The organism is Agrobacterium sp. CG674, from assembly GCF_053521645.1.
In genome coordinates this window covers 386,287-410,663 of sequence record NZ_JBNWDZ010000001.1, presented here as the reverse complement: position 1 = coordinate 410,663, position 24,377 = coordinate 386,287, and the positions used below count along the sequence as shown (strand labels likewise).

General features: G+C 58.8%; 19 protein-coding genes and 1 tRNA gene. 6 read left to right on the top strand and 14 right to left on the bottom strand.

The genetic code is table 11. From position 1 onward, the window contains the following. The first annotated feature begins 3 nt into the window (after window positions 1-3). Window positions 4-552, top strand: coding sequence for a flagellar protein (locus ACQZ51_RS02000; RefSeq protein ID WP_448774839.1), 549 nt, complete (start codon window positions 4-6; stop codon window positions 550-552). Window positions 553-911: 359 nt separating this feature from the next. Here the strand turns inward: ACQZ51_RS02000 and ACQZ51_RS01995 are convergent, their stop codons facing one another. The 7 genes from ACQZ51_RS01995 to ACQZ51_RS01965 form a co-directional block, all read right to left on the bottom strand. Continuing rightward, entirely contained in the window at window positions 912-2,048 is a 1,137-nt protein-coding gene (locus ACQZ51_RS01995) for a porin (RefSeq protein WP_448774837.1), read from the bottom strand. Between the two features lie 507 nt (window positions 2,049-2,555). Further along, a tRNA-Phe gene (locus ACQZ51_RS01990) sits at window positions 2,556-2,631 on the bottom strand. A gap of 771 nt (window positions 2,632-3,402) precedes the next feature. Beyond that, window positions 3,403-3,795 carry a hypothetical protein gene (locus ACQZ51_RS01985; protein ID WP_448774835.1) on the bottom strand — a complete coding sequence of 131 codons (393 nt, stop codon included), beginning with the start codon at window positions 3,793-3,795 and terminating at the stop codon, window positions 3,403-3,405. Between the two features lie 164 nt (window positions 3,796-3,959). Continuing rightward, a complete protein-coding gene (locus ACQZ51_RS01980) occupies window positions 3,960-4,451 on the bottom strand; it encodes a histidine kinase (protein WP_448774833.1) in 492 nt (163 codons plus the stop codon). 272 nt (window positions 4,452-4,723) lie between these two features. Then, complete coding sequence (locus ACQZ51_RS01975; RefSeq protein ID WP_448774831.1) at window positions 4,724-6,940, bottom strand: FAD-dependent oxidoreductase; 2,217 nt, start codon at window positions 6,938-6,940, stop codon at window positions 4,724-4,726. A gap of 97 nt (window positions 6,941-7,037) precedes the next feature. Beyond that, window positions 7,038-8,246 (bottom strand): acetyl-CoA C-acetyltransferase, encoded by a 1,209-nt coding sequence (locus tag ACQZ51_RS01970; RefSeq protein WP_042617978.1) that lies wholly within the window; start codon window positions 8,244-8,246, stop codon window positions 7,038-7,040. Between the two features lie 52 nt (window positions 8,247-8,298). Further along, on the bottom strand, window positions 8,299-10,095 hold the full coding sequence (locus ACQZ51_RS01965; RefSeq protein WP_448774830.1) for an acyl-CoA dehydrogenase C-terminal domain-containing protein: 1,797 nt from the start codon (window positions 10,093-10,095) through the stop codon (window positions 8,299-8,301). A 355-nt stretch (window positions 10,096-10,450) separates the two neighbouring features. Here ACQZ51_RS01965 and ACQZ51_RS01960 point away from each other — a divergent pair, with 355 nt between their 5' ends. The 3 genes from ACQZ51_RS01960 (at window position 10,451) to ACQZ51_RS01950 (ending at window position 16,164) form a co-directional block, all read left to right on the top strand. After that, window positions 10,451-14,218, top strand: coding sequence for a peptidoglycan-binding protein (locus ACQZ51_RS01960; protein WP_448774828.1), 3,768 nt, complete (start codon window positions 10,451-10,453; stop codon window positions 14,216-14,218). A gap of 201 nt (window positions 14,219-14,419) precedes the next feature. Next, window positions 14,420-15,346 carry a sulfite exporter TauE/SafE family protein gene (locus tag ACQZ51_RS01955; RefSeq protein WP_448774826.1) on the top strand — a complete coding sequence of 309 codons (927 nt, stop codon included), beginning with the start codon at window positions 14,420-14,422 and terminating at the stop codon, window positions 15,344-15,346. Continuing rightward, window positions 15,340-16,164, top strand: coding sequence for a TIGR02186 family protein (locus ACQZ51_RS01950; protein WP_162196027.1), 825 nt, complete (start codon window positions 15,340-15,342; stop codon window positions 16,162-16,164). The genes ACQZ51_RS01955 and ACQZ51_RS01950 overlap by 7 nt, the downstream gene beginning before the upstream one ends. Before the next feature lie 3 nt (window positions 16,165-16,167). On the opposite strand, the gene pdeM is transcribed toward ACQZ51_RS01950, so the two are convergent. From pdeM to ACQZ51_RS01925, 5 genes are all read right to left on the bottom strand, one after another. Further along, entirely contained in the window at window positions 16,168-16,896 is a 729-nt protein-coding gene (gene pdeM / locus ACQZ51_RS01945) for a ligase-associated DNA damage response endonuclease PdeM (RefSeq protein WP_448774824.1), read from the bottom strand. Window positions 16,897-16,968: 72 nt separating this feature from the next. Further along, the gene (locus ACQZ51_RS01940) at window positions 16,969-19,467 is read right to left on the bottom strand and encodes a ligase-associated DNA damage response DEXH box helicase (RefSeq protein WP_448774822.1); all 2,499 of its coding nucleotides are present in this window, start codon (window positions 19,465-19,467) and stop codon (window positions 16,969-16,971) included. A gap of 60 nt (window positions 19,468-19,527) precedes the next feature. Continuing rightward, window positions 19,528-20,169 carry a YitT family protein gene (locus ACQZ51_RS01935; protein WP_448774820.1) on the bottom strand — a complete coding sequence of 214 codons (642 nt, stop codon included), beginning with the start codon at window positions 20,167-20,169 and terminating at the stop codon, window positions 19,528-19,530. A 58-nt stretch (window positions 20,170-20,227) separates the two neighbouring features. After that, a complete protein-coding gene (locus ACQZ51_RS01930; protein ID WP_448775727.1) occupies window positions 20,228-20,839 on the bottom strand; it encodes a YitT family protein in 612 nt (203 codons plus the stop codon). A 180-nt stretch (window positions 20,840-21,019) separates the two neighbouring features. Next, window positions 21,020-21,964 (bottom strand): methyltransferase domain-containing protein, encoded by a 945-nt coding sequence (locus ACQZ51_RS01925; protein ID WP_448774819.1) that lies wholly within the window; start codon window positions 21,962-21,964, stop codon window positions 21,020-21,022. Window positions 21,965-22,123: 159 nt separating this feature from the next. Here ACQZ51_RS01925 and ACQZ51_RS01920 point away from each other — a divergent pair, with 159 nt between their 5' ends. Beyond that, complete coding sequence (locus ACQZ51_RS01920; protein ID WP_448774817.1) at window positions 22,124-22,390, top strand: DUF6460 domain-containing protein; 267 nt, start codon at window positions 22,124-22,126, stop codon at window positions 22,388-22,390. A gap of 1 nt (window position 22,391) precedes the next feature. Further along, window positions 22,392-22,889 (top strand): CAP domain-containing protein, encoded by a 498-nt coding sequence (locus tag ACQZ51_RS01915; protein ID WP_448774815.1) that lies wholly within the window; start codon window positions 22,392-22,394, stop codon window positions 22,887-22,889. A gap of 22 nt (window positions 22,890-22,911) precedes the next feature. Here the strand turns inward: ACQZ51_RS01915 and ACQZ51_RS01910 are convergent, their stop codons facing one another. Both ACQZ51_RS01910 and ACQZ51_RS01905 read right to left on the bottom strand, forming a co-directional pair. Continuing rightward, window positions 22,912-24,000, bottom strand: a complete 1,089-nt coding sequence (locus tag ACQZ51_RS01910) for a quinone-dependent dihydroorotate dehydrogenase (protein ID WP_448775725.1) — start codon at window positions 23,998-24,000, stop codon at window positions 22,912-22,914. Then, the gene (locus tag ACQZ51_RS01905) at window positions 24,000-24,368 is read right to left on the bottom strand and encodes a DUF952 domain-containing protein (protein WP_042617967.1); all 369 of its coding nucleotides are present in this window, start codon (window positions 24,366-24,368) and stop codon (window positions 24,000-24,002) included. Before ACQZ51_RS01905 ends, ACQZ51_RS01910 begins: the two co-directional genes overlap by 1 nt. Window positions 24,369-24,377 lie beyond the last annotated feature (9 nt).

Below are 24,377 nucleotides of genomic sequence, written 5' to 3'. Positions count from 1 at the left end.
CTGATGAGACAAGAACGACAGGATAATCCGGACCGCGATGCGCGTCAGCGACGCTCGATCCGTGACTTCGACCGCATGCTGACCGGCGGCCTCATTGTTGTGGCGGCAACGGCTGCGGCTTTGCCTTGGTATGTGTTCTTCAACCCGGAAAAATTCGGGATCAGCGGCGCTGGCTGGGAAGCTTTGACAGATGTGCCGCAACGCGAAGGCGGCGGCTCAATCGCGGTGATGCCGCACGTGGAAGAAGATCCGACCACGGAGGCACAGACCGACCTGATGCCTGATCTGGACTCGCTGACCACCGCAACGGTGCCGACGGACGCTGGCGGTCAGGCCGCAAATGAAGACGGCAAAGCCCAGCCCTTCCCCGGCGGCACGCGCTTCAAACTGCTCCACGTCTCGAACGGCCGCGCCCTCATCGAAGACAAGTCCGGCATGTTCCTCGTCCAGATCGGCTCCATCCTTCCCGACGAAAGCCGCTTGATCTCGATGAATAACATCGACGGAAAATGGCAGATCATCACATCCGCCGGCGAGCTCTATACGGAATAAAGGCGTGCCAGTGTGTCTCGTGACACCTGCAAAACACGCAACAGCGGCCTGTGAATAGCGGTATAGGGGTACCGATTGAGCCCCGTATATCAGGCGTGGGCGAAGAGAATTTTCAGGAAAATTTGGCCGTCGGACAGTTACCGACCGTCTGCCTGTGGAGTCCGCCCCATCAACCAAAAGTGGCTGATGGGGATTTGACTGGAGTCAACAGACGAAGCTTAAGCGCTGTGGATCACGCCTTTTGACTAACGATATCATGCACCTAACGAATAAACATGTCTAGTTATTTTTTGACATTCTAAATTAGAAAAACCCGGCATCGCTGCCGGGTTTTCTTTTACTAACCGAAGTTAGAGGTATTAGAACGAACGCTGAAGGCGAACGAAACCGTTGACTTCGTCGTCACCACCATCAACGTCGAAGTAGTTAACTGCAACCTTGGTGGAAAGACCCTGTGTGATCTGGTAATCAACAGTCACGCCAGCCTGCCAAGCGTCATCATTTGTGAAGTCGTTGGTGATGATGCCAGTTCCAATTGCAGCGCCACCGATGCCATCAAGGATCGTAGCAGAAGCAGACACGTTACCGAAGTACTGTGCGCCGGGCGTAATCGTCAGCTTGTCAGTTGCCTTGATTGCGTATTCAGCAGCAACAGCCCATTCAGATTCTGCATAGTAAGCGTTTGCGCCAGAAGCCCAAACACCAGCAAGACCGAGTGCGCCAGGACCGAAGTCAGCTGTTGCGATCAGGCGAACAGCGCCTTCTTCCTGGTCGATATCATAGCCACCGATCAACTGAAGTGTAGCCGCACCGAGCTTTGCGCCCATGCCGAGAGCAACGCCAACGTTGTTGTCAGCTTCCTGTGTACCAAGGATGTCGCCCGTTACCGGGTCGATTGCTGTGATCGTCACGAACTGGCTGTTTGTGCCTTCAAGTTCGTCAACCGAAACGCCTGCCCAGAAAGATCCAGCATCATATGTGTAGCGAACGGAGTTGAAGAGCGCGTTGGTGGAGAGAACGTCAGCTTCGCCAGAAAGGCCATCGTCCCACCAGCTGTAGAACTTACCGACCTTCAGGCCGCCGAGTTCGATGAATGCCTGGTCAACGAATACGCCAGAACCCTGGTTACCAGACGTGCCGGCAGTAGCGCCACCAACGCCGGAGTCAGCATTGCCGCGGAAACCGATGAAGCCGCGCAGAGCGCCGAGTTCAGTGTCTGTGCGTGTGTCAACTTCGAACTGAGCGCGTGTGAACGAATCCCAGTCAGACGAACCAGAACGGTCACGACCAACTTCTGTCTGGAAGCGAACGTAGCCGCCGAACTTCAGGCAGGTTTCTGTGCCAGGAATGTAGAAGAAGCCTGTGCCGAAAGCGTCGCAAACGCGAACGTATTCGAGTGCTTCTGGCTCAGCTGCGACGATTGCGTCTGCAGCCTGTGCGCCGGATACTGCTGCGAGAGCGGCAGCGGAGCCGATCAAAAGGCTCTTGATGTTCATAATGACCTCCAGTCATGTTTCGTTGCAAAAGCGGAACAGTCTTGGAGACGCCCCCCGCTTCTGGTTCGAATAGACAGAAAGTGTCGGACCATCGCAACCCGGAACCATTGATTTTCCTAATACAACAGGTGCTTCTACTATAAGCCTGTGATATTTTAGCGACAACTCACGTTACTGTAGGCAGCTTTTGGTGCGCTTTTGTTAAGGTATCGGTAACGTTTGTAGGCCCGCCGAACCGCACATTGCGTTGCGAGAGGAAAGGCCACACGCAGTTTGCGACGACTCAAGTGCTACGCGATTCTACGACATCAGAGGCGGCTTGCCCCGCCTCGACCATGAAGCACGCTCCTTGGTCAAAAACTGCAAACGCGGATATGCAAATCCGCCAACGAGGCAGACGATTGCAAAAGGGGCTTTCGGAATAAGAACAAGCAAGTGGCAAACAAAATAGACGCGTCACGTCGTTGACACCAAACTCTGAACTTATTGATTTCTCTGAGGGAAGAATGGTGCCCGAAGGCGGATTTGAACCACCGACACGCGGATTTTCAATCCGCTGCTCTACCAACTGAGCTATTCGGGCACTAAAGGCTCTAGGTGAACCTTCGCTTTGGTCTGCGCCGGAGAAGCTTGCTGCCCCGGAAGTGAGCGGGGTTGTAACATATTGTTCGGCCATGGCAAGCGCCTCTCTGAACTTTTTTGACAGTTTTTTGGCGGTCCCTGTGGATGACGCGGGAAAGGCCTGGAGTCGTGGGCTTTAGGTGAATCGTTCTGCGGGGAAACCGATGTCTTTTTGATAAAAACGCGCAGGCTTCGCCAACCACGTGGCGCGGGCGCGCGTGGTTGGCGGTTATGCTGAGCCCTGAGACGACACGCGGATGCGGGATCTCTGGTAAGGTTTTAATGGGCGTGCGCATCCGCGTGGCCTCATATATCCGGGAAAATCGCTTTTCCCTTCTTTCTGGTCATTCGCTACCACCAAAGAAGCGCACCCTGCCCCGATCGTTTGAACCACGGGGATTGCGCGCGCTTTACTGGCCCATCAGAACGGAGCATCCGGGTTCCTTCAGGGATAACCGGTCGATCCGCCTTGAGACCCTGTTGCCTGTCCGCACGTTACAGGCAGACAACCCGGTCCCAGCCCCGTCGGCCCGCCATGTCTCGCGAACACATTTTGGCGACGATGCGAGGCAGATTTTGCGCTCTGCTTCAGCGACATTGGGAAAGTTGCGGAAATTTCTTTTTGATTTTTTTGTTTTCTGGACAGATCATTGATTTTCAATGATTTTTTTCGGTCAGGTCCTGATGACCGTGGAGATGGCGGCCCGCATTGAGCGGGCCGCACTCAAAAAACCTACTTCGAGCCAGCCGACAGGCCAAGCGCAAAGGGGACTGCAGCAACCAACAGCGCCATGATGGGCGAGGATGCGAAGATACGGCCTGCCAGTGATGTGATGGCAACGGAACGGACGACGGGAAGCCAGTTGGAAATATCAGAGCCGTGGGAGCCTCTGTTTCCGGACACAGCAGCCTGCAACTGTTCGACATCGCTTCGGATGGCCGCCATCTCGCGCCTGATATCGTTGATCTGCTCATGCAGGGAAACATCAGAGGAGGACAGTCCAGATGCTCTTGCACCTGTGTTCGCGCTGTCTCTTGTCGCGCCTGCGTCATCATCCAGTTGGGAAAGTTCATCTTCAAGGTCTGACGGCTTGTCAAAGCCATGCGAACGGATCGGCGCCCTCATGTCGTATTCCTCTCATATGCGCGTCTGGCTGCGATAGGTGCAGGCAGCTCGGGGATATCCGGCAAACGCGGGAGGACGCAAAAGGATGCACGCCGGTGGTGGTGACAGGGCGCAAGACAGGCATTGCAGCGCCCGAGATGATGAGGGCGCTGCAATGGTGATTGCTATTTAACCGGCTTGAGCGACTGCAGAATGCTGACCAGCGTCTCGCTGTGAGCGTCCTGCGTGGCCTTTGTGCCCCAATAAGTCACGACCAGCATCTTGCCTTCCTTGGGCGAGGCGAAGCCGAGGGAGACTTCCACCGGGCCATCTGCATCGACGCCGTCGAATTCGATGCTTCCAAACGTCATGCCGTTGATTTCGACATCGCCGGAATCACTCTGGCTTTTCGCATCAATCTCCACGCCATTGTCGACGAGGAATTTGATGGCATCTTCGATGACCTTATCCATGCTTTTGTCGCTGGCGACATCGATGGAGAAATAGATGGCGGTATCAGGCGATGTGGCGTCGATGCCGGTTTCGGTTTCTTTCGGACCCCAGTCATCGGGAATTTTCACCGATGCGATGGGCGCATCACTCGGAAATTTTAGTGTTTCAGCCTGGGCAAAGAAGGGGGCGAGAGCGATGGCAGCAGCAAACAGTATTCTTTTCATGGATAAATCCTCCGGGATCAGGGCGCGACTTCTGACGCAGCAATGGCTGCATTATTCGCCTTTAATTTCGATATAAGTGCAATTTTATTGTCTGGAAATTGAATAATACGAAGTACTGAATAATAATATTAGCGCGGTTAATGAGATTAACGAGAATATCGATCACGCATTTCTGTTGATAGCCATTATTGGTGGGCCTCGATACAGCATCCTGCATCTGAAAACAAAAACAGGCCCCGGAGGGCCTGTCGATTTGCAGTATCAGTGCGGCATTATGCGGCTTGCGCGGCAAGTCCATAGGGGTCGAAGCGGCCATAGAAGGTTTCGCCCTTGGCGGCCATATCCTGAAGCAGCGGGGTTGGCTTGAAGTGCGGGCCATAGGTCTGCGACAGCTTCTCTGCCAGCGCCACGAAGGTCTTCACGCCCATGCCATCGATATAGGAGAGCGCGCCGCCCGTGTAAGGCGCAAAGCCGAAGCCGAGAATGGAGCCGACATCGGCTTCACGGGGATCGGTCACGATGCCCTCTTCAACCGTGCGGGCGGCTTCCAGCGCGATGGTGACGAGGAAACGCTGTTTTAGCACTTCCATATCAACATCTTCAGGCTTTTTCTGCGCATAGAGGTCTTTCAGGCCGGGCCAGAGAGACTTCTTGGCGGGCTTTGCCGGATAGTCATAAAAGCCCTTGGCGTTCTTCCGGCCAAAGCGGCCCTCGCCTTCGACCATCTTCTTGACCAGTTCCATATGTCTGACATCCACCGCCTTGTCGCCCAGATCTGCAACGGTGGCTTTGAGGATCTTGTAGGACAGATCGATGGCGACTTCATCGTTGAGGGCGAGAGGGCCAACCGGCATGCCGGCGAATTTCGCGGCATTCTCGATCATGGCGGCGGGTACGCCTTCTATCAGCATTTCATAGCTTTCGGCCATGTAACGCAGCACGCAGCGATTGACGAAGAAACCGCGCGTATCATTGACGACAATCGGCGTCTTCTTGATCTTTGCGACATAATCCAGCGCGACGGCCAGAGCCTTGTCGCCTGTTTCCTTCCCGAGGATGACCTCGGTCAGCATCATCTTCTCGACCGGCGAGAAGAAGTGGATGCCGATGAAATCGTTCGGGCGCTTGGAGTTCTGCGCAAGACCGGTGATGGGCAGGGTTGACGTGTTGGAAGCGAAGATCGCACCTTCTGGCAGAACGGCTTCGACCGCCTCGATCACGCCCTTCTTCACGTCGCGGTCTTCAAAGACGGCTTCGATCACAAGATTTGCGGTTTTGAGCGAGGCATAGTCAGAGCTTGGCGTGATGCGAGCGAGGATGGCGGCACCCTCTTCCTGCGTCATGCGGCCCTTGGTGACGCTATCCTTCACCAGACCTTCGCAGGTTGTCTTACCCTTGGCGGCTGCTTCGTCGTCACGGTCGATGAGGGTGACATCCAGACCGGCAACGGCTGTGACATAGGCGATGGATGCGCCCATGAAACCGGCACCGACAACGCCCACGTGGCTGAGATCACTCTTGGGCTGACCGGCGGGGCGGCGTGCGCCCTTGCCCAGTTCCTGCATGGAGATAAACAGCGAGCGGATCATCGCAAAGGCTTCCTTCGAGCGAAGGATTTCCGTGAAATAACGCTGCTCGACCTTCAAGGCGGTGTCGAAGGGCAATTGCAGGCCTTCATAGACGCATTTGAGAATGGCAAGTGCTGCCGGATAGTTGCCAGCGCTTTCGCGGCGCAAAATGGCAGGGGCTGCGGGCCAGAGCTGGGCGGCAGCGGGCGTCCAGATGCCGCCACCGGGGGCCTTGAAGCCCTTCTCATCCCACGGGGCAACGGGCTTCAGCCCATCCTTGATCATCTGCTTGGCCGCGGGGATCAGTTGATCCGGCTCCACCACCTGATGAACGAGGTTCATGGCCTTGGCGCGGCTTGGCGTGAGAGACTGGCCTGTCGTCATCATCTGAAGTGCGGACTGCGCGTCGGTGAGGCGCGAGACGCGCTGCGTGCCGCCGGCACCGGGGAAAATGCCGACCTTGATTTCCGGCAGCGCCAACTTGACGCTCTTGGCATTGGAAACCACACGGCCATGGCAGGCCAGCGACAGTTCCAGCGCGCCACCCATGCAGGTGCCGTTGATGGCCGAGACCCATGGCTTGCCGTTGGTTTCCAGCTTGCGGTACAGCCAGTTCATCTTGCCGACGAGATCAAACAGCTTCTTGGCGGCTTCATCCGGGTTCTTTTCCTTCTCCTCATGGTAAAAGGAGAACATGGACTTGATCATCGACAGGTCTGCGCCGCCTGAGAATGTGGCTTTGCCTGATGTGAAGACCACGCCTTCGACGCTCGCATCCGCAACCGTGGCGTCGATGACGGCGTCCAGTTCTTCCAGCACCTGGGCTGTGAAGACGTTCATGGATTTTTCCGGCATATCCCAGGTGACGAGCGCGATGCCATCTGCATCTGTCTCGAGGGTGAAATTGGTATAGGTGCTCATATGGGGATTCCTCTTCCCTGAATTTCTGTGGCCGCTCCGCTCACCTCCTCAACCCTTGGGCTGACGGAGGGATCGTTTCGGCCTCGACCGCGACGTTTCAAACCCGCTCGATAACCGTTGCCGTGCCCATGCCCGCGCCAATGCAGAGCGTGACCAGTGCGGTGTTGAGATCGCGGCGTTCCAGCTCATCCAGAACTGTGCCGAGGATCATCGCGCCGGTGGCACCCAGCGGGTGACCCATGGCGATCGCTCCGCCGTTCACGTTCATCTTGTCGTGGCTGATGTCGAAGGCCTGGAGATAGCGCAGCACCACGGCGGCGAAGGCTTCGTTGAGTTCGAAGAGGTCGATATCGGCAATCGACATGCCGGTCTTGGCCAGAAGCTTTTCAGTGACATCGACAGGTCCGGTCAGCATCAGCGCCGGGTCGGAGCCGATATTGGCGAAGGAGCGGATGCGCGCGCGGGGCTTCAGCCCCATGCTCTCGCCGCCCGCCTTGGAGCCAACCAGAACAGCCGCTGCACCGTCGACGATGCCGGAAGAGTTGCCCGCATGGTGGACATAGGTGATGCGCTCCACTTCTGGGTGCGCCATGATGCCAACAGCTTCAAAGCCACCCATTTCGCCCGGCATCTGGAAGGATGCGTTGAGCGAGGCAAGCGTCTGCATATCCGTGCCGGGACGCATATGCTCATCGCGGTCGAGGATGGTGATGCCGTTCTGGTCCTTCACCGGAATGACGGAGTTCTTGAAGTATCCGTTTTCCCATGCATGCGCGGCGCGCTTCTGGCTTTCGACAGCAAAGGCGTCCACGTCATCACGGGTAAAGCCGTATTTGGTGGCGATGAGATCGGCAGACACGCCCTGCGGCATGAAATAGGCTGGGAAGCTGACGGATGGGTCCATGTACCAGGCACCGCCCGACATGCCCATGCCGACACGCGACATGCTTTCAACACCGCCCGCAATGACGATCTCATCGGCACCGGCGGCAATCTTGCCAGCCGCGAAATTGATGGCATCGAGACCCGACGCGCAAAAGCGCGAAATCTGCATGCCCGGTGCCTTGGTGGAATAACCGGCCTCGAAAGCCGCACCCTTGGCGATAACAGCGCCCGCATCCATGACCGGATCGACGCAGCCCATGATGATGTCATCGACGGTGGATGTGTCGAGCCCGTTGCGATCACGGATGGCTTCCAGCGTTTTGGCAGCAAGGCGAACGGACGGCACTTCGTGCAGCGATCCGTCCTTCTTGCCGCGTCCGCGCGGGGTGCGGACGTGATCGTAGATATAAACGTCAGTCATTTTCTCATCTCCCTGTCGGCATGTGCCTCTCGGCACGCGAATGCCGTAATTCTTAAAAGGCTTCCGCAGCCAGTTCCATCATCGTGTCGCTTCCTGCTTCGATGCGGGTCTTGCGCAGGGCCGTTTCCGGCATGAGGCGCTCCATGAAGAACTTCGCAGTGACCAGCTTGGTCTTGAGGAACACCTCGTCTGAGGCGGAACCGGAGGCCAAGGCCACCTGCGCTGCCTTGGCCATGCGGGCCTGCATGTAGCCCAGCACGACGAGGCCGAAGAGGTGCATGTAATCGGTAGAACCGGCACCGGCATTGTCTGGCTTTGCCATGGCATGCTGCATGAACCACATGGTGGCGGCCTGCAGGTCGTTCAGGCCTTTCTTGAGGCCCTTGGTGTAAAGCGTGAGGGCTTCATCAGCGCGGTTTTCCTCGCAGAAATCGCCGATTTCTTTGAACAGCGCCATGACGGCGCGGCCACCATTGAGGCCCAGCTTGCGACCGACGAGATCCAGAGCCTGAATGCCGTTGGCACCCTCATAGATCATGGTGATGCGGGCATCGCGCACATACTGGCTCATGCCGTGTTCTTCGATATAGCCGTGGCCGCCATAGACCTGCTGCGCCATGACCGCGTGGTCAAAGCCCTTGTCTGTCAGCACGCCCTTGAGGATCGGCGTCACGAGGCCGATCAGATCATCCGCCGCCTGACGTTCCTTTTCATCGCTCGAACGATGGGCGATATCCGATTGCAGAGCCGACCACAAAAGGAAGGCACGGCCAGCTTCGTTGAAGGCACGGATGGTCATGAGGGTGCGGCGAATATCGGGGTGAACGATAATCGGATCGGCTTTCTTTTCCGGTGCCTTGACGCCGGAGAGAGAGCGGCCCTGAATACGCTCGCGGGCATATTCCACGGCATTCTGATAGGCGATTTCGCTGACGGAAAGACCCTGAAGGCCAACGCCCAGACGTGCCTCGTTCATCATCACGAACATGGCCGAAAGGCCCTTGTTTTCTGCGCCGATGAGGTAGCCGGTCGCGTCATCATAGTTCATGACACAGGTGGCATTGCCGTGAATGCCCATCTTGTGCTCAAGCGCACCGCAGACCACACCGTTGCGGCTGCCGACCGAGCCATCATCATTGACGAGGAATTTCGGCACGATGAAGAGCGAAATACCCTTGGTGCCCTCAGGCGCGCCTTCGATGCGGGCGAGCACCAGATGGATGATATTGTCCGTCATGGAATGTTCGCCAGCCGAGATGAAGATCTTCTGGCCGGACAGCTTGTAGGAGCCATCGCCCTGCGGCACGGCCTTGGTGCGAAGCAGGCCCAGATCGGTGCCGCAATGGGGCTCCGTCAGGTTCATGGTGCCGGACCATGTGCCTTCTACCATCTTCGGCAGATAGGTCTGCTTCTGCGCATCCGAACCGTGCACGAGAATGGCGGCAATCGCGCCCTGCGTCAGGCCCGGATACATCATCAGCGACAGGTTGGCAGACGACATATATTCGCCGATTGCCGCGTGCAGCGTATAGGGAAGACCCTGCCCGCCATATTCCGGCGGCACGGCAAGACCCGTCCAGCCGCCTTCGCAATAGGCATCATAGGCCTGCTTGAAACCATCCGGCACCGAGACGGAACCATCTTCGGCGCGCTTGCAGCCCTGCTGATCGCCAGACCAGTTCAGAGGGAAAAGCTGCTCCTCGGCAAGCTTTGCCGCTTCGCCGGTGATAGCCTCGATCATGTCGGGCGTTGCGTCCTCGAAACCGGGGAGATTGTTGTAGCGCTCTATGCCGAGCACGTCGTTGAGTATGAAAAGCGTGTCTTTGACAGGGGCCTTGTATACAGGCATTCCGATGATCCTCCGCACCGCGCCGGAATATTCCGGCCAATTATGAGGTCACAATATTTGACGTGCGCGTAAACGTCAAATGACATTTTCATGCGTTTTGGAACGCGGATATCTCTACCTAGAGTATACAAAGCGCGCTCTGCGGCAAGCCCCGCGCAAGGCCAATACTAAAGAAACGGTTAAAACAGAAAAAACTAATTAACAAATTGTTAACCACAATTCGGCAATTGTTCATCCTCAGGGGCTGCTTCGAGAATCGCGCGGTTCCTGTAGCCAATACAATGACCACTGCACGCCCCCGCCAACTGGCCAAGGGACATGCAGATAACCGGGCAACGATGAAGCGGGCAGCAAGATGAACCGAGTGCGATCAAATTCCCAGGATCATAGTGACAGATCGTCTCTGGATGCGCTCAACCGCACAATTGAAGGCCTGGAAGCCCGGATTGAGGATCTTCTGGGTGCCAAGCCTGCGCGCCCATCTCATGAAAATCCTGCCTATGAGGCCACGAACCGTCGCGCTGACATGACCGGAAGCGGCGCAAGGCCTGAAAATCCGCGTTTCGACCCCGTTAATGAAATTCGCCAGCGCCAGAAGGCGCTCGATGCCCGTTGGGAGCGCCAGCAGGCCGAGGCGCCGCGCGGCGCGGATCTGCATGCAGAGCGCGACATGGACGTCCGTGATATGGCCCCTCGTGACGTGGATAGGCGCTACAGCGAGCGCGATTACCGTGCCTCGACAGCCATTCCGCCGCAGCGCCCGCGCCCGACCGCCCGTTACGAGCGCGCAATGCCGCAAGCCAATCAGGGCGATGCGGCCCTGCGTGAAGTGGCCGAGGCGCTGGTCAGCATGCGCCAGGAACTGAAGCACGAGATTTCCGAGGGCGTTGCCCGCGAAATGCAGGGTGTGCGTTCCGAGCTGCGCAATATCAGAACCTTTGCCGAAACACAGGATTTTGCCGAGGATATCCGTGAGGATGTCGCACGGCTGGCGGCCAGCATCGAGCGCATGGGCGAAACGACATCGCCCGATGGCGAGGCGCTGCGCAGCGAGTTTGAGGAATTGCGCAGCCTGATGGATCAGGTTGCCCGCGAAACCAGCATGCAGCGCATGGAACAGCGTTTCAACAGCGTGGATGACAGGCTGCGCGAATTCGATACCGCTCCGCTTCAGGATGAAATCGTATCGCTCGCCTACCGTCTGGATGACATCAAGACCCAGCTGGGTTCAATGGGCGGCCAGGGCAATATCCGTGCGCTGGAAGAAAAGCTTATCACCATCGCCGGTGCTGTCGAGCAGATGGGCAAGCACATGCTGCCGCCCAACCAGGCTTTGGGCGAGCATTTCTCCGGTCTTGATCAGCGTCTGGAAGAGATGAGCCGGGCTATTTCCGTTGCCGGAAGCCGCTCTGCCGCAGCCATCGACGCGACACTCACCGAGCGGCTGGAAAACCGCCTGAGCGCGCTATCGGCCCAGATCGACACATTGAAAGAAGACGCCGCCGAGCGGGCCAAGCCTTCCGACGCGCTGGGTGCGCGGCTGGACAAGCTGACAAGCCGCATCGAGGAACTGTCTACCGAGCGTAGCGTCTCGCAGCTGAGCGAGCGGCTGGACCAGCTTTCGCTGTTGATGGAACGCTCGCAGAGGCCATCCAGCCAGCCGGAACTGACCGCGTTTCTGACCGATATTTCCCGCAAGATCGATGAGCTGGGCAGCGGTGCCGTCAATGACAAGCTGGGCGAGCGGCTGGAGAAGATTGCGCGCCGCATCGAGCAGATCGAAACGCGGTCTTCTTCCGACCGGAACCCGTCCTACGACACGGCCTTCACACGGCTTGAAGAGCGTCTGGGCGAAATTGCCGCAAGGCTTGATGAGACCAAGGCTCCGGTAGCGTCCGACGCGACCGCCATGTCGCCGGAACTCGACCAGCGCATGTCGGCCATCGAAGACTATATGGCGTCGAGCGACGAATATATCATCGAAGCTGCCCGTCAGGCGGCGGAAGCTGTGCTGGAAGCGCATTCGCGCAACAATCTGGCGCAGACCGCCAGCAGTTCCGACATTGCCATTCTGACCGAGCTTGCCAACGACCTGCGCAAGCTGGAAGGTCTGAGCCGCAACACCGAAGAGCGCACACACCGCACCTTTGAAGCGCTGCATGAAACGCTGGTTCAGATTGCCGGTCGTCTCGACAATCTCGACAATCGCAGTGCACCGCGTTCGCCAGCCGCCCCTGCGACAGCGGATTCTGATCGCAACTGGGCAGACTATGACAGCATCGCGCAGATGCCAGCCGCCACCTTTCCAGAAGATGGCCTGATCAAGACTGAGCACAATGCGTTCGAGACCCAGTCTGGCCTGATGGCCGAGATGGGCCATGAGACAGAGACGCTGACGCCGCCGGAAGCTGCAAAGCCTGCCGATGAAGAGCCGCGCGGCCTTCTGGCTGGGTTGACGCGCCGTTTCCGCTCCAGTGCCGCCAAGACCGAGAAAGAGCCGCAGGCTTCCGCTCGCACACAGGTTGATCCCGCACCTGCCCTCGACCCGATCGACACGCTTCAGTCCGACATGGATACCGAGTTGCTTGAGCCAGGCTCCGGTGCGCCCGATATCAAGAAAATTCTGGAGCGCGTGCGCGCCAGCCAGACCGCCGCTGCCCGTTCCGGCACTGGCGACACCGACAGCCGCGCCGACTTTATCGCCGCCGCCCGGCGTGCAGCCCAGGCTGCCGCGCAGGAATCTGCGCCTGAGCGCGGTTCCGCCTCGCGCGCCCTGCGCGCCAAGCCATCCAGCGACAAGGCAGGTTCGGCTCTTTCGCGCTACCGCCGCCCGCTGCTTCTGGGCATAGGCGCTATTCTGCTGGCGATGATGGCCATGCCCGTTATCAAGTCTCTGGTCAGTGGCGACACCAAGCCCGCCACGGTTGCGACCGAAGCTGCGACCGGTGGCGAAGTCTCGGCCCTGACCGCCGCTCAGGAACAGCCGAAACCCTCCCTTGAAGCGCCAGCTGTTACCGTGCCATCCGATAGCGCGATGGATGAAAGCGCCCGCGCCGCTGGCGAACGGATGCAAGCCGATGCCGACAGGAACCCGCCTCTGATCGACACGCGCCCGATTGGCGGTGCGCCCCTGCCCGATGAAGCGCCAGCGGTGGAAGCACCCGCGCCATCTGCCGGAACCGATATCGCGGCGTTGTCGGCGCCTGAACAGGCACCCGCCGCACCACAGGCCGAGCCCCAGCAGCAGACCCTTGGCGAAGCCGCCATTGCCGTGCCTGCAGGCATTGCACCGCAATCTCTTGTCGATGCCGCCGCAAAGGGCGACAGGCAGGCATTGTTCGAGATCGGTGCTCGCTACACCGAAGGTCGCGGCGTTGCCACTAACCGTGTGGAAGCTGCAAAGTGGTACAAGCTTTCTGCCGACCGTGGCTTTGCGCTCGCGCAATACCGCCTGGGCAACATGTATGAGAAGGCAAACGGCGTAGACCGCAATCTGGGCGAGGCCAAGCGCTACTACCAGCTGGCCGCCAATCAGGGCAATGCGGGCGCCATGCACAACCTGGCCGTTCTGCTCGCATCCGACGCTGCCGGTGCCCCCGATATTACAGCGGCTGCCCATTGGTTCGTCGAAGCGTCGAACCTTGGCGTTCGTGACAGCCAGTTCAACCTCGCCATTCTCTACGCACGCGGCAGCGGCGTTCTGCAGAGCTTGCCGGAATCCTACAAGTGGTTTGCCATTGCCGCCCGTGATGGCGATGCCGATGCTGGCCAGAAGCGCGACGACGTGGCCAAGGCCATGCGTCCGGAGCAGCTGGCCGAAGCCAAGGCCAAGGTTGACGCGTGGAAGGTGACACCCCTGAACGACGACGCCAACACCGTGAACCTGCCAGCCGAATGGACCGGCGGACAAGAGGTGAAGACAGCGTCTGTGGACATGCAGAAGGCGATCCGCAACATTCAGGCCATTCTCAACAATAATGGCTTCAAGACGGGTGAACCTGACGGCAAGCTGGGCCCGGCCACAGTGACTGCCATCAAGTCCTTCCAGAAGTCCGTGGGCCAGACGCCGGACGGACGCATTACCGACGAACTGGTGACCGCGTTGCTGGCTCGCAACAAGTAAATCGGCTCTTTACCGATCTTTCCTAAATATCAACGTATTTGCCATTGAATGTTTGACAGTCATGCCCACCACGGGCATGACCGATGAAGGTCGCAGGGCTTGTAGCCTTCGCCATTTTTTGACAGATACCACCCATTCGTGGTGAAGCCCGCCTCTAGGCGGCTTTGCTGTTTTGCACGGAACCATGCCCGAGGTCCTGATGTGACTGTTTATCTGCCCATTGCAGAACTATCGGTGAATATTTTCATCATTCTCGGCATGGGCGCGGCCGTGGGCTTTTTGTCCGGCATGTTCGGCGTGGGTGGCGGTTTTCTCATCACGCCTCTTTTGATCTTTTACAACATTCCCCCCGTTGTTGCCGTGGCAACCGGCGCAAACCAGGTCGTAGCATCCTCCGTTTCCGGATCCATCAGCCATTTCAGGCGTGGAACGCTGGATATGAAGCTGGGCGGCATGTTGCTGATTGGCGGCCTGTGCGGGGCAACCGTTGGCGTGTGGCTGTTTACGCTGTTGCGCAGCATCGGCCAGCTCGATCTCATCATTTCGTTGCTTTACGTCATTTTGCTCAGCACCGTTGGTGTGCTGATGCTGAAGGAAAGCATCTCGGCCATACGCCGCGCCGCCCGAAACGAGACCGTGACGCTACGCCGCCCCGGCCATCACAACTGGGTGCACCGCCTGCCCTGGAAGATGCGCTTCAAGAAATCGAAGCTCTATCTCAGCGTCATTCCCATCATCGTCTTGGGTTTCGGCGTCGGTGTATTGACCTCGGTCATGGGTGTCGGCGGCGGCTTCATCATGGTTCCGGCCATGATCTATCTGCTGCGCGTGCCCACCAACGTGGTTGTCGGCACCTCGCTGTTCCAGATCATTTTCGTCACCGCCTATACAACCATCGTTCAGGCGGCGACGAATTTTTCCGTCGATATTGTGCTGGCCTTCATCCTGATGCTGGCGGGGGTTGTCGGTGCGCAATATGGCGTGCGGGTGGGCCAGAAACTGCGCGGCGAACAGCTGCGCGCGCTGCTGGCGCTGCTGGTTCTGGCTGTTGGCGTGCGGCTTGCGATTTCGCTGGTGCTGAAGCCGGATGATCTGTTTTCGGTGGCTGTTGGGGGGCTGGGATATTGATCCGCGCTGCCCTACTTGCTGCCGTTTTCGGCCTTTTCTGCACGCAGGCCTCAGCGCAGACGCCGCCGCTTGCCATTCTGCCGGATGCCAATGGGCAGGCGCGGACCTTGCAGGAAAATATCGAGATCGGCGCATCGACCTCGGAAATTTCCATCGCCTCGGATTTTCGCGGTGCTGATTTCACCATGTTCGGCGCGCTGAACAATGCCGACCAGCTGCTGCTGGCCATCGGCCAGTACGACATTGTGGTGACGCTGGAAGGCCCCAACGAATATTCCACCGTGCGCAAGAAAAGCCGGGTGGCTGGCATCTGGATCAACACCAGCGCCATTACCTTTGCGCCGCTGCCGGAATCCTATTCCATGGCCAGCACCCGAAGCATCGATAATATCGCAACGGCGGGAACGCTGAAGGCAATGGGCCTCGGCGTAGACCATCTGCCGCTGCGCAGCGCTGTGTTTTCCGGCGTGCCTGACAATGTCTTTGATTTTCAGGATGCCTATAGACGTCTGAAACTGTCGAGCGGCATTTATCGCAATGACACGACGGGGGTGCGGCTGGAACGCACCGGGCTGTTCTGGGCCACGCTGCGCCTGCCAGCCAACGTCCCGAACGGCGTCCACACCGCCCGCGCGTACCTCTTCAAAAGCGGCATGCCGATAGCGCAAAAGGAATTGCGGCTGCGCGTGGTCAAGACCGGCATGGAGCAGGCCATAACGGATGCCGCCCACCAGACGCCTGTCGTCTATGGCATTCTGTGCGTGCTTCTGGCCGTGATTACTGGCTGGGGTGCCAGTATTCTGTTCCGCAGGGATTAAGGCCTAACCCAGCAGGTTTCCGAACCGCACCGAGTAGATCCTGTCACGACCGAGCATATGCGCGACCAGCGCAGAATGGTCGAACAAGCCGTGCATGGCCTTGTGGCGCAGGTCCAGACCGCCGCTCAACACGCCGAAAGCCGGCATCAGCATGCGGGTGCCATCGGTGGCGAAGCAAGGTCGGCGCACCGACTTGTCGCGGCGGCGCACGGTGGCGGCGGGGTGGAGGTGACCGGCAATTTCACCGGGTGAAGCACCCAGCTTCGGCTCGTGCCGGAAGATGAGGTTGCCATAGACCATCTCATCGCTTGAAGAGCCTGGCAGATCGACAGTGCCATCAGGATCATGGTTGCCGTTGATCCAGACCCACTCGCGGCCCTTGGCCATATCCTTGATAACCTCGCGCAGGGACAAGGGCAGATGCGTTGATCCGATGCGATCATGGAAGTTATCGCCAAGGCTGACGACGATCTTCGGATCATAACGGGTAATCAGCGAAGACAGGATCTTGAGCGTGGCGATGGTGTCGTAGGGCGGCAGCATGCGGCCACGCCGGGCAAAGGCCGCACCCTTTTCCAGATGCAGATCCGAGACGACGAGCACCGACAGATCCGGCAGGTAAAGCCCGCCCAGCGGATCGCACCAGCCAGCAACACCGTTGATGACGGTTTCCGAGCCAAGGCATTCGAAGCCACTGGAAAATTTGTCGCTCAGGGCAAGTCGGCTCAGCACGTATCACTTACTTTCTATATCTAGGGCGCAATTCCGGACGCAAAACCGGTTCCCACTTTTGCTGGAATTGCTCTATGACATCGCATCGGCGATCAGTTCATCGGCGGCTTCGGCCAGCACGTCATCCATGGCCTGACCTGCAACCGTCTCGCGCCCGATTTCCATCATGACCGGTACGGCCAGCGGCGACACATGCTCCAGAGCGCAGTGGGTGGTATGGCCCTTGATTCGCCTTAGCATATCGCCAAGTCGGCCAATGTCCAAAAGTCCTGATGATGCATCGCGCCGCGTGGCTTCCAACAGGATGTGATCGGGCTCATGGCTGCGAAGAACGTCATAAATAAGATCGGCAGAGACCGTGACCTGCCGCCCGGTCTTTTCCTTGCCGGGGTGGCGGCGCTCGATAAGGCCTGAGATGATCGCGCAATTGCGGAAGGTGCGTTTCAGCATGAAGGATTCGTCCAGCCACGCCTCAAGATCATCGCCGAGCATGTCTTCATCCAGAAGATCGGTCAGCGACAGGCGGCGCGATTGCAGGCGCATGCCCAAATCTTCCAGCGCCCAGATGGCCAGCGAATAATCGGTGGCGACGAAGCCCATGGGTTTCGCGCCTGCCCGCTCCAGCCGCCGCGTCAACAGCATGCCCAGCGTCTGGTGGGCCAGCCGCCCCTCGAAGGGATACATGACCATGAAGAAGCGCTTGCGGAACGGAAATGTCTCGACCAGTAGCTCATCGCGCTTGGGGATGACGGACTTTTCCTTCTGGATGGCCAGCCAGTCGCGGACCTGATCCGGCAGGGCACCCCAGCGGGCCGGATCGGCCAGCATGGAGCGCACCTGATCAGCCAGATAGGTGGACAAAGGAAACCTGCCGCCCGCATAGGACGGGATTTTCGGGTCCATCGAGAACGCCTGGCTGACCAGACATTCGCTCTCACGGATCCCTTCGAACCGCAGCACCTTGCCCGCAAACAGAAACGTATCGCCCTGCACCAACTGCTCGAGGAAATATTCCTCGACCTTGCCCAGCGTCATGCCACCGCGCCCGATTGTGCCCTTGGCATTGCGCTTGACCATGCGCACATTCAGCTCGGCGGCCTCGACAATGGTGCCGAGATTGAGCCGGTACTGCATGGCGACCTGCGGGTTGGACACGCGCCACAACCCATCTTTCGTCTGGCGGATGCGGGCGTATCGCTCATAGGTGCGCAGCGCATAGCCGCCGGTTGCGGTGAAATCGACGATCCGGTCAAAGGTATCGCGTGGCAGCGATGCGTAGGGCGATGCGGTGGTGACTTCCCGGTACAGCTCGTCTGCATCGAAGGGTTCGGCGCAGGCCATGCCCAGCACGTGCTGGGCCAGCACATCCAGCGCACCCTCGGCAATGGGTGGCGTATCCTGCGCGCCGACATAATTGGCGTCCAGTGCTGCACGACATTCCATGACCTCGAATCGATTGGCCGGAACGAGGATGGCCTTGGAGGGCTCATCCATGCGGTGGTTGGCGCGGCCAATGCGCTGGGCAAGGCGGCTTGCGCCCTTGGGTGCGCCAATATGCACGACGAGATCGACATCGCCCCAGTCGATGCCGAGATCGAGCGTTGAGGTGGCGACGACGGCGCGCAGCTTGTTCTCCGCCATGGCGGCTTCCACCTTGCGCCGCTGGCCCGCATCTAGCGAGCCGTGATGCAGGGCAATGGGCAGGTTGTCGTCGTTGATCGTCCAGAGTTCCTGAAAGATGCGTTCAGCCTGCGAGCGGGTGTTGACGAAAATCAGCGTCGTCTTGTGGGCTTTCAGTGCCGGATAGAGATCCTGCGTGGCATAGCGCGCCGAATGACCGGACCAGGGAATGCGCTCTTCGGTGGTTAAAATGGCAATATCGGGCTTGGCCCCGCCATCCACGGTGATGAGGCCAGCGACGGGCTGGCCTTCCGCTTGCGGGCTGAGATAGCGCTGCAAATCCATGGGGTCGGCAACGGTGGCGGACAGGCCGATGGTGCGCATGGCGGGCGCGTGTTTGCGCACCCGCGCCAAGGCCAACGCCAGCAAATGCCCGCGCTTGGAGGTGACGAGCGAGTGCAGCTCATCCAGCACCACGAATTTCAGGTCCTTGAAGAAACGCTCCGCTTCCTTGCTGGCCAGCAGCAGCGAGACCTGTTCCGGTGTTGTCAGCAGGATATCCGGTGGCTTGACCTTCTGGCGCTGACGCTTGGACTGAGGCGTGTCGCCGGTGCGGGTTTCCACCGAAATCGGCAGGCCCATCTCCGACACCGGCTTCATCAGGTTGCGCTCGATATCGACAGCCAGCGCCTTCAGCGGTGAAATGTAGAGCGTGTGCACGCCGACAAAGGCAGAACCGGGCGGCACCTTGCCGCGCTCAGCCAAATCCGTCAGCGATGCCATGAAGCCGCCGAGCGTCTTGCCGGCACCCGTGGGCGCAATCAGCAGCATGTTTTCGCCGGCTCTGGCGCGGGCGGCAAGTTCCAACTGGTGGGCGCGGGGGCTCCAGCCCTTTTGCCCGAACCATGTCTGGAAAGCTAAAGGCAGGCTGCCGACATCTTGGCCGGACATGGGAGGCTCTATGTGTTTCACACCCCTAAAGTAGTGAAAGCCAGCCGAAAAAGAAGGGCCTCACACCGCGATATAACGGTCTTTCCGGTGGTTGATGGCGATAACCAAGTTCATGACCAGCGCACCGAGAATGGAGCAGACGATGATGAGCGGCGTCGCCACGAAGAACGAGCAGAACAGGACGGTGCAATCAAAGGCAAGCTGAACGAGACCGGCACGGACCCCGAAACGATCCTGAATGTAGAGCGCAACTATTCCAAAGCCGCCAAGGCTGGCGCGGTGGCGAAACAGCGCCATCATGCCCGCCGCAACCGTGAGCCCGCCGAAGAGCGCAGCGACGATGGGATTGACGCTTTGCAAGGGGATGAAATGCGGAAGATATTCCGATAGCAGTGCCGTCAGCGCCACGGCGCAGAAGGTTTTGAGCGTGAAGGCAAGGCCCAGACGTCGCAGCGCGATATAATAAAATGGCAGGTTGGCGAGGAAGAAGAGAAGGCCGAAGCTGATCTCGGTTGCGTAATGCAGCAGAAACGCGACGCCCACGACGCCACCCGTCAACAGCCCGCCGCCCGACAAAAGAATGACGCCGAGCGATATGAGCATGCTGCCTGAAACCACGCCCTGCGCGTCTTCCAGCGCGGAATGGCGCTCAGGGGTCGATGCCCAAAACCTCATTCGTTTTTGTTCTGCCGTGTCGCTCATCATGGTCCCCGCTTGGCGTTGCCACTCTTTGCGCAGAGTTCACAAAAAACTCAAGGGATCAGCGCACGACGATATAGCGATCCGAGCGGTGGTTGATGGCGAGGAAGAGGTTGAGAACGAAGGCACCGACGATGGAATAACCAACCGTTGCGGGATCGATGACGAAGAAGGCGGCGATCATGACGCAGCTATCGAAGGCAAGCTGGATGAGACCGGCGCGAATGCCGAAACGGTCCTGAATATAAATCGCCAGAATGCCGATGCCGCCAAGGCTTGCGCGGTGCCGGTAAAGCGCCAGAAGTCCGTAGCCCAGAAGCAGCCCACCCAGAAGTGCGGCCCAGAGCGGGTTGATGCTTTCAATCACCATCCAGCGGCTTTCGAGCTCCGTCAGCACCGAAACGAGACCGATGGCGATGAAGGTTTTGAGCGAGAAGGCCAGCCCAAGCCGCCGGAAGGACAGGTAATAGAAGGGCAGATTGACGAGGAAGAACATGAGGCCAAAGCTGATGCCGAAAGCGTAATGGATGAGAAAGGCCACGCCCGCCGTGCCGCCGGTGAGCAGCCCGACCTTGGCCAGCATATAGAAGCCGAGTGCCGAGACGATGCTGCCGGTGACGATGCCCTGAATATCTTCCAACGGTGCGTGCTTGGCCGGATCGGCACTCCACATGCCATAAACGCTTCTCGTGAATGCCATATGCGCTACCCCAAAATGGAACTGCATCGACGCGTCACGTATCCGCCGGATGGGTCGCTCGATGTAGGCCATTTTGCACCGCAATAGGCAGCGTTTCAATATCGATATGTAAGCAAGGCTGACCTATCGATCAAAAGGCAAGAAACGAAAAGATCAGGCGGGTTTTCTGGCAAGAAACAGAATGCCACCGAGGGGTTTTCCGGCATCCTTGCGAATGGTGGTTTTCTCAATAGTCAGAATTTCCAGCCCGGATGCTGCCAGCAGGCCGCAGACATAGGATTGCGAGTGGGCATAGCGCAGGGATGGCCGCAGCACAAAACCATCGGCATCTTCAGCATCCTCCACCGAAAAGGCAAAGGTACCTTCCGGCGCAAGCAGCTCCACCACCAGCGGCATGACCGTTTCCAGACTGCCCAGATACATCATGACATCGGCAGCAGCGACGAGGTCTGCACGGTGGCGCGGCAGATCATCGGCAAAGAGGCCCGAGGCTTCTGAGGCTAGCGAAAGATCGGCCTGCGCCAGATGGTGATAGATCGCTTTTTCATGTGCCTTGGCCAGCATGTTTGCGGAAATATCGAAGCCTTCCAGCCTTGCCGCCCATTGCCGGATTTCTACACCCAGAAGACCGGTGCCGCAGCCGATATCGACCACGCAGGCAAATTTGCCGCTTTGGGGTCTTGCCGTGTCGATCAAGGCCGCCAGCTTTTGCGGCACGCTATAGTCAAGCTTTTTCACCAGCGATGTTTCGAAACGCTCGGCATAATCATCGAACAGGCCTTCGACATAGGCGCTCGGCGGCTGTTCCGGTGTCTCTACAGCACCCAGCACCGCCAGTTTCAGAGGGGCTGCGAAAATGCCATCCGGATCCAGCCCGTCTACGGTCTGGTAGGCCGCAATGGCCTTGTCGATCTGGCCAGCCTTGTCGCAATAATCTCCCAGTTGCACCCAGCCCGCCGCCCATGAGGGCACCAGTTCCAACGCTTGCTCCATCAACTCTGCCGCAGCGGCGTGATCTCCGCTTTCGCCGAGCATCCGGGCGTAATCGGCGCGCCGGTCTGCGATGGCATCGCCGGACGAAAACTGGTTTGGGGCCATCAGCACTTTCCTGAAAGAGGTGGGCTGTCTTTCATCAGGCCACAAAAAAACTCAAGTCCTATTTCATGGCAAAGGCAATTATGGCGCAGAGACTGCGTCATCGCTTGCATAGTGGTGCCTGGCTTCATATGTCTTGGCTTAAGTTTAGGAGATTTGCTGATGGCTGGTGAAGTCGATAAGGTGCTGGGTGATAGTGTGGCGCGGACGATCATCAAATTGCTCGTCGTGTCGCTGATCGTGGGTTTCGTCATGGCGGTTTTCGGCCTGACGCCCTGGAACATCATCTCTGGCGTGCGCGATTTCATTCTCGACATCTGGCACAGCGGCTTCCGCGCTTTGGGCAGCATTGGCGACTACCTGCTGGCAGGCGCGGTCATCGTCATTCCTGTCTTCATCATCCTTCGCCTTTTGAGCTTCCGCCGCTAACATGACCCAACAATCTGTCTTTTCGCTTTCCCGGCGCGGCTTTGTGCTGGTTGGCGCCAGCGCCGCCCTTTCCGCCTGCGTTTCGCGGCCCACCAACAAGGGCATCGCCTCAGGTGCGCGGGATGAAACTGCAGCGGCGCTGCCCATGGTCAACGAGCTTCGCCGCTCCAAAGGCTTGGGAACGCTCAGTGCCAATAGTGCCGCGCAACAGGCCGCGCTCTATCAGGCCAGCCGCATGGTGAAGGCGCAGAAAATGGCGCATCTCATCGGTCTCACGGACAGTTTTCTCATTCGCATGAAAGAGGGCAATGTGCCCCTGCCTGCCGCTGAGAATGTGGCTGCGGGTCAGGATACGGTCGAGCGTGTCGTCAAAGCCTGGATCGGCTCTCCCCACCATCTGGAAAACATGCTGGGCAATTATGGCGGCCTTGGCGTTGCCGTTGCCTATGATGCCGCCGCCAGGAACCGCCCCTATTGGGCGATGGTGCTTTGCAGGTAATTATTAAAGGTTACGATCGGGCTTAAAGCGCCCGATCCGCCCATGTGTCGACAGTGCTATCGCGCAGGTCGCGGATATTGCTGACCCGATCACGCTCAACCAGAGTGGAAAGCCCGCGCACGATTCTACCGGGAAGCGCTGGGCCTCCATAGACCATGCTGGAATAAAGCTGCACCAGATCGGCACCCGCCTTGATCTTCTCCAATGCTGTTTCAGCCGATGACACGCCGCCAACCCCGATGATGGGCAGTGCGGGGCCGACGCGTTTGCGCATCTTGGCCAGCACCGTGGTCGAAAGGTCAAATAGCGGCTTGCCGGAAAGGCCGCCGGTTTCGTGGTTGTTCTGACCAGGCATGAGACCCGTGCGTGACAGCGTGGTGTTGGACACTATCAGGCCATCGAGATTATGGGCGAGAACCTCAGCGGCGATATCATCCAGCCCTTCTTCGGTCAGATCAGGCGCGATCTTGAGGAAGACGGGAATGGCGCGGTTCAGCTTTTGCGCTTCCGCGTCGCGCTTTTGAAGCACAGCCGCCAGAAGCGCCGACAGGCTTTCACGTGCCTGCAAATCGCGCAGGCCCGGCGTGTTGGGCGAGGAAATGTTGGCGGTGAAATAGGATGCCACGGACGAGAAGGCTTCGATGCCCTTCACATAGTCCAAAATCCGGTCGTCGCTGTCCTTGTTCGCCCCGATATTGACGCCGACAATGCCGCGCAGGTTGGCGGCAAACAGGCGCGCTAAGGCCGCCGCGTGGCCCTCATTGTTGAAGCCCAGACGATTGATGACGGCCTCGTTTTCCACCAGCCGGAAAATACGCGGTTTCGGGTTTCCCGATTGCGGATATGGCGTCACGGTTCCGATTTCGGTGAAACCAAAGCCGAGCTTCAAAAGAGGGCCCGGCACTTCTGCGTTCTTGTCATAACCCGCCGCCATGCCTAGCGGATTGGGGAAGACCAGCCCGGCCACCGTTTGTTGCAGGCGTGGATCATGCGGCACATGGCAGGTGGGAATGAAACCGCTGCGCAGCGCCGTGATCGACATGCCATGGGCCACTTCCGGGTCCATCAAAAACAGGCCGCGACGGCCAAGCTGGGAAAAAAATCCACTCATCATGCAATCTCCGGAAACTGGTGTGCGCCATCATCATCCAGCGTGAGCGGTGTTTCCCACAGGACGGCGCTGAAAGGCAGGGGTGCGTAGAGGTGCGGAAAGAGATCGCCGCCGCGCGAGGCTTCAAAGACGAGCTTATCGCCCAGCGCGCCACCATCGACCGCCACCAGAAGAAGATCGTCCTGACCGGCAAAATGGAGCTGCGCCGTTGTCTTGACCTGGGCTGCGGTGGAAAAATGGATGTAGCCATCCGTGAGATCTATGGCAGCACCCGTGAAAACACCCGCCTCCTTGGCCTCGCGCCAAAGGGCCGATGGCACGATTTTGTAAACGACGGGGCTATCGATATCAGGGGGCGTTTCAGACATGCAGCGTCT